The sequence below is a fragment of the Streptomyces sp. NPDC101225 genome (assembly GCF_044767585.1).
Classification (GTDB): Bacteria; Actinomycetota; Actinomycetes; order Streptomycetales; family Streptomycetaceae; genus Streptomyces.
This window is the reverse complement of sequence record NZ_JBIWOE010000083.1, coordinates 1-12,745: the sequence shown is the minus strand read 5'-3', so window position 1 is coordinate 12,745 and position 12,745 is coordinate 1. Positions and strand designations below refer to the sequence as shown.

The following is a 12,745-nucleotide window of genomic DNA, read 5'->3' as shown; positions in this document are numbered from 1 at the left end:
TGGTGGAGCTGTTCGGTCTCGCCCGCGAGCTGAACATCGACGCCGAGGGCATCGACATGGGCCCCTCGCCCACGGACGCCGCCCTGGCCGCCGACATGGCCCTGCCGATCGAGGAGCTGGAGCTCACGGTCCGCTCCTACAACTGCCTCAAGCGCGAGGGCGTCCACTCGGTGGGTGAGCTCCTGGCCCGCTCCGAGGCGGACCTGCTCGACATCCGCAACTTCGGTGCGAAGTCGATCGACGAGGTCAAGGCGAAGCTGGCCGGCCTGGGCCTGGCCCTGAAGGACAGCCCGCCCGGATTCGACCCGACCGCCGCCGTGGACGCCTTCGACGCGGACGACAACGCGAGCACGGGCTTCATGGAGACCGAGCAGTACTGACCGCCGCCTGCCAGGTCCCCGCGCATCGGCATCTGGCGGCACCGGCCCCGCAAGGCCCCCTCGGGAATCGTCCCGAGGGGGCCTTGCGGCGTATGTCCCATCGGTCGGGTCCCGCTGGCCCAAAAAATCGAACACATGATTGAATTCGGTCATGCGAACGTTCCCCGACGACCTCGCGCGGGCTCAGCTGGAGTGGAGCGCCACCTACCGCCGACTCGCCCGGCGGCCTGGCTGCACCGAGCTGCGCCGGCGTCTGTACCAGCTGTCGACCCAGACGTTCTTCCACCCCTGCTGGGGGCAGCGGCGGCCGTCCCCCGCGGCATGGCGGGAACTGTGCGAACTGGGGCGGCAGCCGGACGGACCGGTGCGCGAGCGGCGTCATCGATGACACGCCGGCATGCGCAGCCGTACGCCGCGGATGATCCTGAGGACATGTCCGGACCGATCCGCGTGAGCGTCCAACCGCCGTCACCCTCCGGCGGCCGTCGCGTACGCGTGGACGGCGAGATCCTCGGCCTCGCGCACAACGTGGCCGACGTGGCGGAGTTCCTGCGCCGGGCCGGGCTGGAGATCGACCCGGCGGACGTGGCGGGGGTGCCGTGGATCGACTGGCGCGGGGTGGGGCCCGACCGGTGGGGTCCGGAGCCGCCCGGCTGACCGGCACGCCCGTCGTCGCGAGCCGGCCGGCCTCACCCGGCCCGGACCGCGCGGAGCGGACCCACCGCGGCCTGCCGCGTGCGGACGACGGGTGGCCCCGCGGACCTGCCCGCCGCTCCGGACGGCCGGCAGCCGTGACGTGGTGCGCCGGGTCCCGAGATCACCCTGGCGCCGAACCACGAGGGTTGGGCCTGCTCCCCCCGACGGGTCGGCACGCCGTCGGCCGCCGGTCGCCGGTCGCCGCTTCATCGCCGCGGGCGGGACGGGCGGCCACGGCCTCGCCCAGGCACGCCGGTACGGGCGGGACGCGCGCGGACCTCGGGACGGGCCCACGCCCGCCGGCGGGACGGGACCGCCTCTCCCCCGACCGTCGCCCGCCGCGCGTCAGCCGCGCACGGCCGCCAGGCACTCGTCGTACAGATCCATGATGTCGCCCTTGCCGTCGCCGGCGACCCAAGCCATCGAGGCGGCGTCCAGACACGCGAACGCCGTCGCGATCACCGCGCGGGCCCGCGGGTCCGCGCCGCCGGCCGGAGCGTCCAGGCGCGCCTCGATCAGCGGCAGCAGGTCCTCCTGGAACCGCAGCCGCTTCTCGAGCCAGCCGGCGCGCAGCGAGGCGGTGTCGTGCAGGAGGCGGAACCGCTCCAGTGCCTGTTCACGGCTGTCGTGCAGGGCCAGTACGGCGGCGATTCCCGCGCGCAGGACCTCCCAGACGCCGGCTTCGGCGGGCTGTTCGCCGATGGTGTCCGCCAGGACCTGCCCGAACCGCTCCTGGCCGCCGCCGAGCAGGTCCTCCTTGGTGCCGAAGTACCGGAAGAGGGTGCGCTGGGAGACGCCGGCCTCACGGGCGATCTGGGCGATGGTCGTCTCGTCGTAGCCCTGCTCGGTGAACAGGCGCAGGGCCGTCTCGAGGATCTCCCGGGAGGCCAGGCGCCGGGTCCGGTCCCACAGCGTGGCCGGTGCGCCCGTCGCCGCCTTGGCTTCCTGCTGGTTCATCCCACCAGATTAGCCCAGCACTGCCAGGGTGACACTCACCTGCAGTTTGGCAGCTACTGCCAATCAGTCATACGCTGCCACACGGACCGGTGCCCGGCGGGGCCGAGCGCGCTGTCCGGCGGACCGGCCGATCCCTCTCCCTTCCGGACCACGCAAAGGAACGCACCATGACCGCACCTGCAGCTTTGATCACCGGTGGAACCAGCGGCATCGGCAAAGCGACCGCTGAACTGCTCCACTCCCGCGGCTACCGCGTCCTGGTCACCGGAGTGACCCACCTCGCCGACGCCGGACTTCCCGAGGAGGTGCTGACCGTCCGGGCCGACGCGCGGTCCCTGCCGGACATCGACCACGCGATCGACCAGGCCCGCCAGCATCTCGGCTCCCTCGACCTGCTCTTCCTCAACGCGGGCGTCTCCCGTCCGGGCCCGATCGAGTCGACCGACGAGGACGCCTTCGACGCCCTGTTCGACATCAATGTCAAGGGCGCCTTCTTCACCCTGCAAAAGGCGCTCCCCCTCCTCGGCCAGGGCGCCTCCGTCGTGTTCACCATCGGCGCCGGCGAGGGAATCGGAGCCGCCACGACCGCTGCCAAGGGTGCTCTGCTGCCCCTCATGCGCTCCCTCGCGCTGGAACTCGCGCCCCGCGGCATCCGCGTCAACGCCGTCAGCCCCGGGCTGATCGACACCCCCGTCTACGCCAGGATGGGTGTCACCCCGGACATGCTCGACTCCTGGGCCCGGGACGTCCCTCTCGGCCGCGCCGGCGCTCCCTCCGACATCGCCGAGGCCGTCGCCTTCCTCGCCTCGGACGCCGCCGGCTACGTCACCGGCGACGACCTCGTCGTCTCCGGGGGCATGGGCGTGCACGCGCGCGCCTGACGACGGCGCCCCACTCGGTTCTCACCACGAACCACGCGTGCGCAGGCCCGGCCCAGACGGCCGGGGACCCGGATACCGCTGCCCACACGGCGGTCGACGCGCCGGCACGCAGGACGGACGCGGTCGGGGCCGCCGCCGTACGACGCCCGACGCGGGCGGCGGACGGCGGACGGCGGACGGGTGGGCGAGAACGGGAGGTGCGACGGGCGGACGAGAACGGGCAGTACGACAGTGCAGTGGCGGGAGTCGTCGGCGCGTCGGCGTGGCGTGCGGACTCCTGGTCTCCCGGACCGCGGCGGCGGCGTACCCGCCGGTTTCCTCCTCACCCGGAGGCGCCGCCACGCGCCGTGAGGGCGTTCCAGAACGCGCAGTGGTGGCGGAGCCGCGCCGTGCGGGTCGGGGCGATGTGGTCCGGCGCCAGGGACTGCACCGTCCGCCGGGACCAGTGCGGTGACGACGGGCCGTCGGGGTCGGCCGTGCGAGCGAAGGCGGTCCAGTAGTCGATCATCGTGTCGGCCAGGCGGCGCTGCGCCGCCGTCAGGTCGCGGGGGCGGCCGCCGAGGTCGAAGAGGTAGGGCAGCTCGCTCGCGTGCGGGGCACCGAGCGGGAACGGCGGTGTGCCGGACGTGAGGGGTGGCGCGTGCTCGTCGGCGAACTCGTAGCGCCACACGGGTACGTGGGCCGAGAGCAGGTCGTCCGTCCGTGCGGTCGGGCAGGCGAAGTCCGCGTCGCCGACGACCGCGCCGAACACCGGGCCGCCGTCGGTGCGGTGCACCGGATACTCGCGGACGATCGCCTCCGCCTCCCCCGGGGAGGGGAAGAAGGTGGCCGCGACGTCGGGCCAGGTGCCGCGGGTGACGGGGTGGCCGGCCTGGATGATCCCGGCGGCCCAGCCGTTGCCCTCGTCGTGGTTGCCGCCGAGGAGGACCGGGACGTGGTGAAAGCGGCCGGAGGTGATCGCCGCCTCGGGGGCGCTGGGCAGCAACGGGGTTGCGTAGGCGGGCTGCTGGTCGCCGCCCTGGGCCGCCAGGAGCCGGGGGACGGACACGCGCCGCAGGCAGGCCGTCACGTCGTGGGCGGAGCCGCAGCCCGCCTTGGCCGCGAGGTCCGCGCCCGTGGCGCGTGCCGTGGACAGCGGGACGGAGGACGGGGCGAAGGGCCGGTCGGCACGGCCGGTGCACGGGCCGCTCTCGATGACCGCCCGGTCGAAGAGGCCCGCCGCGGCGGGTGAGGCGAGCTGGGCGCAGACGCTGTAGCCGCCCGCCGATTCACCGGCCAGGGTCACACGGTGCGCGTCGCCGCCGAAGGCGCCGATCTCGGCGCGGACCCAGCGCAGCGCCGCCTGCTGGTCGGCCAGCCCGAAGGTGCCGGAGCCGGGCAGCCCGGCGTGCGCGAGGAAACCCAGCGCTCCGAGGCGGTAGTTGACCGTGACGACCACGACGCCGCCCCGGGTGGCCATGCGGTGGGCGTCGTAGGAGCTGCCCGCCCCGGTGGTGAAGCCTCCGCCGTGCAGCCACACGACGACCGGCCGGGGGTGCGCGGGTCGTGCGCCGTCGGGTGTCGTGACGTTCAGGTGGAGGCAGTCCTCGTCGGTGCTGCCGCCGGGCACCTCCCCGGCCGGCTGCGGGCAGGCGCTCGCGGGGCGGGTCGCGTCCCGTACACCGGCCCAGTCGGCCGCGGGACGGGGTGGTGCCCAGCGGAGGCTGCCGACCGGGGGTGCCGCGTAGGGCAGGCCCTCGAAGGTGCGGTAGCCGTCGTGGGCGGCGCCCCGCACGAGGCCGTGGTGGGTACGGACCGTCGTCGGCGCGGCGGGCCGGGTGCCGGGCTGTGCCGGTGGCGCTGTGGACCAGGCCGTCGCGAGGACGGCGGCCAGGGCGCAGCCCAGGGTGGTCAGGACGCGGTGCGTGGTCATCGTCTCCCCGTTTCGGTCCGGTCAGCCGCCGCCCATGCCGCCCTGCGCCGCGATCATGGTCGTGGGCAGGTCGCGTACCGCCTTCTCCAGGCCGGGCGCGAGGGCGGCGAGGGCTCCCGTGCAGGCGTCGATGCGGTCCCGGTGGGTCTTCCGGTCCTGCCGGGGGACGACCGACGGGACGGCGCCCGCCGCGGCCAGCGCGAGCAGCGCGGCGTCGGCCGTGGGCAGGTCCCGCACGGGCACCTCGCCGCGCAGCGCCGCGGACACGCGCGCGTGCAGGGCGCTGGGCAGGGCTCGGTCCGTGACCGTCGCACGCCGGGAGCCGAAGGGGGTGCGCGGTTCCCGCACGCTCAGGACTCCCGCCGCGGCGAGCCGGTCCTCCACCTCCGTCAGGGTCCGCCTGCGGTGGGTGCGCACGAGGTGCTTCCAGCCGTGGCCGCCGGCCGCGTCGCGCAGCAGGCCGTCCAGGGCGGGGTTGCCGGTCGGTCCGCCGCCGGAGACGGTGACCGTGCCGTCGATCTCCCTGAGGCGGCCGCGCAGGGTGAGGTCGATCAGGGCCGCGGCCCGCAGCAGCAGCCGGGTCCGCGGGCGGTCGTAGGGGCCTTCGGCCATGTCGTCGTGGGCGAGCAGATACATGAGGCTGGGCAGGTCGTCGATCACACCTCGACGCTACGGGCGGACGGCCCGGCCACGGATCGGCCGGCGGAGCGGTCCGTGACTGGGAGCGTGGGAGGAGCGCGGCCCGGTCTCCTCCCTGAGGAGGAGGTGCCGGAGCCGGTCAGGGGCGGCGCGGTTCCACGAGGCCGTGGTCGTAGGCGGCGACGACGGCCTGGACGCGGTCGCGCAGGCCCAGTTTGCGCAGCACCGCGGTGACGTGGTTCTTGACGGTGGCCTCCGACAGGCCCAGCCGTCCGGCGATCTCCGCGTTCGACAGGGCCTGGCCGATCAGGGTGAGCACCTCCCGCTCGCGGCCGGAGAGGTCCCGGAGGGAGGGTGGCGGCGCCGGGTCGGGCGAGGTGCGCAGGAACCGGTCGAGGACGCGGCTGAGCACGGTGGGCGCGAGGAGCGCGTCGCCGCGCGCGGTGAGGCGGATCGCGTCGACGAGCTCGGTGGGCCGGATGTCCTTGAGCAGGAAGCCGCTGGCCCCGGCCCGCAGGGCGTCGACGACGTGCGCGTCCACGTCCCAGGTGGTCAGCACGAGCACCCGGGCCGCACTGCCGTGCGCCACGATCCGCCGCGTCGCCTCGATGCCGTCCACGGCGGGCATGCGTACGTCCATCAGCACCACGTCCGGCGCCAGGTCCCGGGTCAGCCGCACCGCCTCCTCGCCGTCGGACGCCTCGCCCACCACCTCGAGGTCGTCCCGCGCGTCGATGATCAGGCGGAATCCGGTGCGGACGAGGGCCTGGTCGTCGGCCACCACCACGCGCAGCGTCATGACGCGTCCTCCGCGGGCAGTCGGGCGGCCACCTCGAACCCGCCTCCGGGGCGTGGCCCCGCCCGCAGGCTGCCGCCCACCAGCCGGGCGCGCTCCTTCATCCCCACCAGTCCGCGCCCCGCTCCCGCCATGGCCGAACCGCCTTGCCGGGTACGGCCGTTGTCGACCACGGTGACCTGCACACGCTGCCCTTCCGCCGTCACTCGCACGCTCACCTCGTCCGCACCCGCCGCATGGCGCAGGGTGTTGGTGAAAGCCTCCTGGACGATCCGGTACGCCGCCAGATCCACCGCGGCCGGCAGGGTGTCGGTGGCGCCCTCGCGGTGCACGTGCACGGTGATCCCGGTCGCGCGGACGGTGTCGGCCAGCTCGTCCAGGCGCGCGAGCGAGGGCCGCGGCTGGTCCCCGGGCTCGTTCCGCCCTGCCTCGGGTCCGAACGCCCGGAGCAGCAGGCGCAGTTCACCGAGGGCCGAGCGGGCGCCCGTCTCGATGGCCCGCAGCGCCTCGCGGGCCTGTTCGGGGCGTTCGGTGAACACGTCGCCGGCGGCGCCCGCCTGGACGACCATCACCGACAGCGTGTGCGCCACCACGTCGTGCACCTCGCGCGCGATCCGCGCCCGTTCCTCCACCACGGCCCGGCGCGCCTCCGCCCGCATCCGTTCCCGCTGCGCCCTGCGCCACTGGCCCGCGGTCCACGCCAGGACCACCGTGAGCAGATAGACGGCCAGTCCCCCGGGGCCGCCGGCACCGAACGCCGGCAGCGCCGGCAGACACATCGCCGCAAGCGCACGCAGCGACATCCGGCGCGGCCGGGTGGCCGACAGCACGCACAGCGTGATCTGCGCGGCGAGCAGCGCTCCGGTCAGGGACACCGCGGGCAGCAGCGCCCACACCCCAAGTCCCGTCAGGGCGTTCACGGCCAGGACGGCGGCGGGCGCGCTCGCCTGCCACCGCAACGCTCCGGCCTGCACGAGGACCAGGGCCAGGGCCGCGGGCAGTCGCCGGCCGTCCTCGGCGCCGGCGACGAGCACCGGGGTGCCCAGCACGGCCAGCACCAGGCCGGCCGACCCCCACCACAGCGTCCGCGCCGCCCGGGGTGACAGCTCACCCCTCGCTTCCCCGGCGAACGCCTCGTCCGGCTGCCTGCTGCTGCGCTCCACCCGGCGACCCTATCCAGCGGCGGGGGCGGGGCCGGTCACCGGCCGAACGCGCGCGGCGCATGCCGTGGACGGGTTCGGGCCCACCCGCGCGGGCGTGCGATACGTTGCCCGGCATGCAGGAACTCGGACCCGTCGCCTGGCCACCCGACCCGCTGGAGACGGAACGGCTCGTGCTCCGCGCGTCGCAGGCCCGGGACCGTTCGGCGTTGATCGAGCTGTTCGCCTCCCCGGAGGTGGGCACGTACGTCGGTGGCGCCCGGCCGCGCGACGAGCTCGAACGGACGGTGCCCGAGGTGCCCGGCCGGCGCCCCGGCTTCTTCGTGGTCGAGCTCGACGGTGCGACGATCGGCATGATCACGCTCGACCGGCGCGACGCGGAACGGCCCGTCCACGTCGGGCCGGAGGCCGGCGAGGCCGAACTCGGCTACATGCTCCTGCCGCACGCGTGGGGACGCGGGTACGCCGCCGAGGCGTGCACGGCGGTCCTCGACTGGTTCTCCGCCGCACTCCCCGGCGAGCCGGTGGTGCTCACGACCCGAACCGCCAACGGCCGCTCGCTGCGCCTCGCGGCGAAACTGGGCTTCACCGAGGTGGAGCGGTACGAGGAGTACGGCGCCGAACAGTGGTTCGGCGTGCGGCCGCCGGTCCCGCCGCCCGGGTGAGCCGGGGCGCCGCGTCAGCTCTGTGGCGTCCGGTCCTTCGCCATGGCGACGAGACCCGCGGCCGGGGCCCGGGCGGGACGCGGGGCCGGGGTGCGCCGGCTGCTGTGCTGCCGGTCGGGCGTTCGCGCCCGGCAGCACCGTCCCGGTGACGGTGGGCGACCCGCCGCGGGTGCGGCGCCCACCTGGTCGGCCGGCCGGCGCACACCCGCCGGCCGTCTTCGCCGGCGACGAGGTGGGCGCGTTCGAGACGGGCGCCCGCGCGGACCGGGCCGATGAGTTCGCCGGCCGGCCGAAGTCTTCCGTATGACGTTCCACCCCACCGGCGGACCAGGCGGTGGCGGATCACGGTGTCATGGAGGAGAGAGGCCAGCATGAGCAATCCGATTCGGCTGTACATGTCGATGTCGCTCGACGGCTACGTCGCCGGCCCGGACGATCGGCCGGGCCAGGAGCTCGGACGGGCCGGTGGACGGCTGTTCGACTGGCTCGACGACCGGGAGTCCGACGGCCCCAGCGGACAGGTCTACCGCGAGGCGCTGGCCACCGGCGCGGTCATCTCCGGCCGCCGGACCTTCGAACTCGCCGGGCGCTGGCAGGGCGACCATCACGACGGTGTGCCGATCTTCGTCCTCACCCACCAGGTGGACGACGGCAACGTGCCACCGGGCCACGCGCGATTCGTCACCGACGTCGAGGACTGCGCCCGTCAGGCTCGCGCGGCCGCCGGGGACCGGCCGGTCATGGTCCATGGGGCGGGCGCGGCCCAGGCGCTGCTCCGGGCCGGGCAGATGGACGAGATGGAGATCCACCTCGTCCAGGTCCTCCTCGGGGACGGCCGGCGCCTCTTCGACCACCTCGGGGACGGGCACATCGAACTCGACCTCGTCCGGCGGCTGGAGGACCGGGACGTCACCCACCTCCGCTACCGGGTGCGCCGTCCCCAGGAGACCGCATGAAAACGCTCTTCGTCTCCTACCGCGTCACCGACCTGGACCGCTCGCTCGGCTTCTACACCGCCGTGGGCTACACCGTGCTGGGCAGAATCGACACCGGCGCCGGGAGCCGTCTCGTGCTCCTCGCGTTCCCCGGGGAAACGGCGGCCTCGCTCGAACTGGTCCACCGTCCCGCGGACGGACGCGTCGACGTGGGCAGCGGTTTCGACCACCTGGCGATCCAGGTGGAAACGCTCGCCGGCACCCTGGAGCGGCTGGCCGCCGCCGGTCTGCAGCCGGGACCCGTCGAGCACCCGGGCGGCCCCCACGGCCCGCAGACGTCGTGGCTCACCGACCCGGACGGTTACCGGCTGGAGTTGGTGGAGTGGCCCTCCGGACATCCCGGCGGCATCACGGCGGCGGACTTCTCCTGAAGCGCTCACGCCGGGCGGGGCGGGACCCTTGGCGGACAAAGTGAGTGCACTGTGCACTTTCTCACGGGAGCGACACGCCCCGGAGCCGGTAACGTGCTGACCCGCCGACCCGACGACGGCTGACGAACGGCTCAGGAGAAACAGCCCGTGTCCCTCTCGACCGCACCCTCGCCCTCCCCCGAGGGCAGCTACTTCGAGGCCATAGACGAGAACCGCTACAAGCCGACGGTCCACGCGAGCGGCGCCTGGGACCCGGACGAACAGCACTTCAGCCCGCTGGGCGGACTGATCGTCCACGCCCTCGACCGCCATCGGGCCGCCGGCCCGGACAGCGGACTGCTTCTCTCCCGGATCAGCTACGACATCCTCGGCCGTCTCGCCCTCGACGAGTGCGAGATCGCGGTGGAGACCGTCCGCCCGGGCCGCACCATCGAACTCCTCGAAGCAGTCGTACGGATCGCCGGGCGTCCCGTCGTCCGCGCCCGCGCCTGGTACCTCACCTCCCTGGACACCGCCGCGGTCGCGGGCGGCCCCGACGACCGCCTCGCCCCGCCGGAGTCGCTCACCCGCTGGCGCATGTCCGACGCCTGGCCCGGCGGCTACATCGCCTCGGTGGACGTCCGCCCGGTCGGCCGGCCCCAGCCGGGCCGTACGACCGCCTGGGTCTCGACGCCGCTGGAACTGGTCGCCGGCGCCGAGGTCAGCCCGCTCGCCTCGTACCTCGCCCTGGTCGACACCGCCAACGGCATCGCCGTGCGCCAGTCGCCCACCGAGTGGATGTTTCCCAATGTCGACCTCACCGTCCACCTGCACCGTCGGCCGCGCGGCCCCTGGACGGGCCTGGACACCACGGTCGTCTTCGGCCCCACCGGCCAGGGTCTGACCAGTACGATCCTCCACGACGTCCACGGCCCGGTCGGCCAGGCCCAGCAGATCCTCACGGTCCGCCCCCAACCGGGCACCTGACCGGCCCCGGCGCCCCAGCCGGCCCGGACGGACCGCCGGACCGCCGGACCGCCGGACCGACGCAAAACGGCCGCGGCGATGTCCACCCGCATAAAATGGACCGGCAAGTCCAGATCACCGGCGTGGAGGAGGCCCCGTGAGCGCCGCTGGAGCGACCGCACCGCGCCTGACCCGCAAGGGTGTGGCCACCCGGCGCCGCATCGTGGAGGGCGCGGCCGAGGAGATCCGCGAGCGAGGCGTCACCGGGACGACTCTCGACGACATCCGCGCCCGCACCGCGACCAGCAAGAGCCAGATCTTTCACTACTTCCCCGGCGGCAAGGACGAGTTGCTGCTGGCGGTGGCCGCCCGCGAGGCCGAACGCGTCCTCGAGGACCAGGAACCGCATCTCAGCGACCTGGGCACGTGGTCGGCGTGGCAGGACTGGCGCGACGCGGTCGTGCGGCGCTACGAGCAGCAGGGCGTCAACTGCCCGCTCGGCATGCTGATCACCGAACTGGGCCGCACCACCCCCGCCTCGCAGGCCCTCACGGGCCAGTTGATCAGTCAGTGGCAGTCGGCCCTGCGCGCGGGCATCGAGCGGATGCAGGACAGCGGCGAACTCGGCCGGCAGCTGGACGCGGACCGGACCGCTGCCGCCCTCGTCGCCGCGGTGCAGGGCGGCGTCACCATCCTGATGTCCACCGGCGGGATCGCCCACCTGGAAGCCGCGCTCGACACGTCCCTGGCCCTGCTGCGCACCAGCGCCCCCTCCGCGTCAGCGGGCGGAGCCTGAGCGGCACGGCCGCGGCGCCGGGCGGCCCGGAGGTCCCGGTCGTACCGGGGAGGCCGAACGGCGTGGTGACGGGGTTCGTGGAAGAAGCTCTCCCGGCCGGCTTGCGTCGTCGGGGACCGGGCGGGAGCGGTCGTCAAGGCGTGAGCAGGCGGTCCTGCTCGACGGGCGGTGTGCCGCCCTCCCAGTCCAGGGGACGGCCGAAGCGGACCAGTTCGCCGTACAGGGCGGGATCGACGCGCTCGGCGAAGATCAGGTCCAGTACGGCGTCGGCGGCCCGGGCCGGTGACTGGGCCTGGCTGAAGTCGCTGAACCAGGGGCGGGAGGTGGCGGTGTCGACCATGCCGGGGCAGACGGCGGCGATGAGGGTGCCGGCGGCGAGATCGCGCTCGCGGCGTTCGGCGGCCACCGCGCGGACGGCGGCGACCTGGGCCACCTTCGAGGGCACGTTCAGCCAGACGGGCCAGCCGGCCTCCTGCGCGGTGCCGTTGTGGACGGCGCCGCGCCACGACTCGACGGCGTACTCGACCTGTTCGAGGCTCGCGCCGTCGAACAGGGGATGCAGGCGGGGATCGAGGTGGCCGAGCGTGCCCAGGCTGCTGGCCACGACGAGGAGGCGGCCGCCCGGCCGCAGGACAGGGGTGAAGGAGCGCAGGACCGCGTGGGTGGCGGCGTTGGAGACGTCGATGAACTCGTCGGCGCGCCCGGCCTGGGACTCCTCGGGCAGCAGCCGGGCGACGGCGTTGGACACGACGAAGTCGACGCCCGCGTACCGCACTTGGAGGTCCTCGGCGAGGCGGGCGATGGCATCGGTGTCGGTGACGTCCAGGACCCGGCCCTCGACGCGGGCACGGGTGCCGGGCAGTCGGCGGACCGCATCGGCGGCGTCCGTCACGCGCTGGTGGTTGCGGCCGGTGAGCAGGACCAGGTCGTCTGGGTCCATACGGGCAGCCAGCCCCTCGACGAGGGCGCGGCCGAGTCCTTGGTTGGCGCCCGTGACGAGGGCGATGCGGGAAGCGTTCATGCGGGCAACGCTAGAAACGCCCGTCACCATGAGTCCAACGAAACTTCGGCACCGCCGGTATGCGTGATCGTCATGGTTCTCACCGCGGGGTGAAGGCGGCCGGGCACCGTCGGGGCCCGGCGCCCGCCCGGCTCGCACCGGGTGCGGCTCGTCCTGCGAGCCGTCCGGACCGCGGGAGCCGCACAGGGACGGGCGCAGGAGAGCGCGCCGATCGGACCGTCGGCAGCGGGACGCGCGGCCGCGTTCTGGCCCCACGGCTAGACGCGAACCTGACGCACCACCTCGAAGCCCGCGCGCCGAAGCGCCGGCTGGTCCTCCCCGCCGCGCCTGCACCGCGGGAGCATGCCCGGTGGAACCGCGGCAACGGCACACAAGCCGCCGCCCCGTCCCTGCCCGCCGCCCCGAAGGGACACCCTAGGAACTAATTGTCAGACACCCCCTAGTCATCTGAGTCAGGAATTCTGTTCAGATAACTGGCGAGGCGTTCGAGGATCTCGTCTGCGGTCTTCGTCCAGACGTAGGGCCTTGGGG

The 12,745-nt window shown here is 74.4% G+C and carries 15 protein-coding genes; 9 read left to right on the top strand and 6 right to left on the bottom strand.

Annotated elements, in window-relative coordinates; genetic code table 11:
• From ACIRPX_RS45400 to ACIRPX_RS45390, 3 genes are all read left to right on the top strand, one after another.
• The coding region (locus tag ACIRPX_RS45400; RefSeq protein WP_404206044.1) for a DNA-directed RNA polymerase subunit alpha C-terminal domain-containing protein at positions 1–380 on the top strand (380 nt) is incomplete at its 5' end.
• A 151-nt stretch (positions 381–531) separates the two neighbouring features.
• Positions 532–768 carry a hypothetical protein gene (locus ACIRPX_RS45395; protein WP_404206043.1) on the top strand — a complete coding sequence of 79 codons (237 nt, stop codon included), beginning with the start codon at positions 532–534 and terminating at the stop codon, positions 766–768.
• A gap of 44 nt (positions 769–812) precedes the next feature.
• Positions 813–1,037, top strand: coding sequence for a hypothetical protein (locus ACIRPX_RS45390; protein WP_404206042.1), 225 nt, complete (start codon positions 813–815; stop codon positions 1,035–1,037).
• Positions 1,038–1,421: 384 nt separating this feature from the next.
• On the opposite strand, the gene ACIRPX_RS45385 is transcribed toward ACIRPX_RS45390, so the two are convergent.
• A complete protein-coding gene (locus tag ACIRPX_RS45385; RefSeq protein ID WP_404206041.1) occupies positions 1,422–2,033 on the bottom strand; it encodes a TetR/AcrR family transcriptional regulator in 612 nt (203 codons plus the stop codon).
• A 167-nt stretch (positions 2,034–2,200) separates the two neighbouring features.
• Between ACIRPX_RS45385 and ACIRPX_RS45380 the strand changes: the two genes are divergently transcribed.
• Positions 2,201–2,914 (top strand): SDR family oxidoreductase, encoded by a 714-nt coding sequence (locus tag ACIRPX_RS45380; RefSeq protein WP_404206040.1) that lies wholly within the window; start codon positions 2,201–2,203, stop codon positions 2,912–2,914.
• Between the two features lie 322 nt (positions 2,915–3,236).
• On the opposite strand, the gene ACIRPX_RS45375 is transcribed toward ACIRPX_RS45380, so the two are convergent.
• The 4 genes from ACIRPX_RS45375 to ACIRPX_RS45360 form a co-directional block, all read right to left on the bottom strand.
• Positions 3,237–4,826: a carboxylesterase/lipase family protein gene (locus ACIRPX_RS45375; protein ID WP_404206039.1), complete on the bottom strand. Its 1,590-nt coding sequence runs from the start codon at positions 4,824–4,826 to the stop codon at positions 3,237–3,239.
• A gap of 21 nt (positions 4,827–4,847) precedes the next feature.
• Positions 4,848–5,486, bottom strand: coding sequence for a GPP34 family phosphoprotein (locus tag ACIRPX_RS45370; RefSeq protein WP_404206038.1), 639 nt, complete (start codon positions 5,484–5,486; stop codon positions 4,848–4,850).
• Positions 5,487–5,604: 118 nt separating this feature from the next.
• On the bottom strand, positions 5,605–6,264 hold the full coding sequence (locus ACIRPX_RS45365) for a response regulator (RefSeq protein ID WP_404206037.1): 660 nt from the start codon (positions 6,262–6,264) through the stop codon (positions 5,605–5,607).
• Positions 6,261–7,424 carry a sensor histidine kinase gene (locus ACIRPX_RS45360; protein ID WP_404206036.1) on the bottom strand — a complete coding sequence of 388 codons (1,164 nt, stop codon included), beginning with the start codon at positions 7,422–7,424 and terminating at the stop codon, positions 6,261–6,263. The genes ACIRPX_RS45365 and ACIRPX_RS45360 overlap by 4 nt, the downstream gene beginning before the upstream one ends.
• Positions 7,425–7,537: 113 nt before the next feature.
• Between ACIRPX_RS45360 and ACIRPX_RS45355 the strand changes: the two genes are divergently transcribed.
• The 5 genes from ACIRPX_RS45355 to ACIRPX_RS45335 all read left to right on the top strand — a co-directional run bounded on the left by ACIRPX_RS45355 (position 7,538) and on the right by ACIRPX_RS45335 (position 11,193).
• Entirely contained in the window at positions 7,538–8,086 is a 549-nt protein-coding gene (locus ACIRPX_RS45355) for a GNAT family N-acetyltransferase (RefSeq protein ID WP_404206035.1), read from the top strand.
• A 371-nt stretch (positions 8,087–8,457) separates the two neighbouring features.
• Positions 8,458–9,042 (top strand): dihydrofolate reductase family protein, encoded by a 585-nt coding sequence (locus ACIRPX_RS45350; RefSeq protein ID WP_404206034.1) that lies wholly within the window; start codon positions 8,458–8,460, stop codon positions 9,040–9,042.
• Positions 9,039–9,452: a VOC family protein gene (locus ACIRPX_RS45345; RefSeq protein ID WP_404206033.1), complete on the top strand. Its 414-nt coding sequence runs from the start codon at positions 9,039–9,041 to the stop codon at positions 9,450–9,452. Before ACIRPX_RS45350 ends, ACIRPX_RS45345 begins: the two co-directional genes overlap by 4 nt.
• Positions 9,453–9,599: 147 nt before the next feature.
• Positions 9,600–10,418, top strand: coding sequence for a thioesterase family protein (locus ACIRPX_RS45340; RefSeq protein WP_404206032.1), 819 nt, complete (start codon positions 9,600–9,602; stop codon positions 10,416–10,418).
• A 136-nt stretch (positions 10,419–10,554) separates the two neighbouring features.
• Positions 10,555–11,193, top strand: a complete 639-nt coding sequence (locus tag ACIRPX_RS45335; protein ID WP_404206031.1) for a TetR/AcrR family transcriptional regulator — start codon at positions 10,555–10,557, stop codon at positions 11,191–11,193.
• 133 nt (positions 11,194–11,326) lie between these two features.
• On the opposite strand, the gene ACIRPX_RS45330 is transcribed toward ACIRPX_RS45335, so the two are convergent.
• Positions 11,327–12,214, bottom strand: a complete 888-nt coding sequence (locus ACIRPX_RS45330; protein ID WP_404206030.1) for an SDR family NAD(P)-dependent oxidoreductase — start codon at positions 12,212–12,214, stop codon at positions 11,327–11,329.
• Positions 12,215–12,745 lie beyond the last annotated feature (531 nt).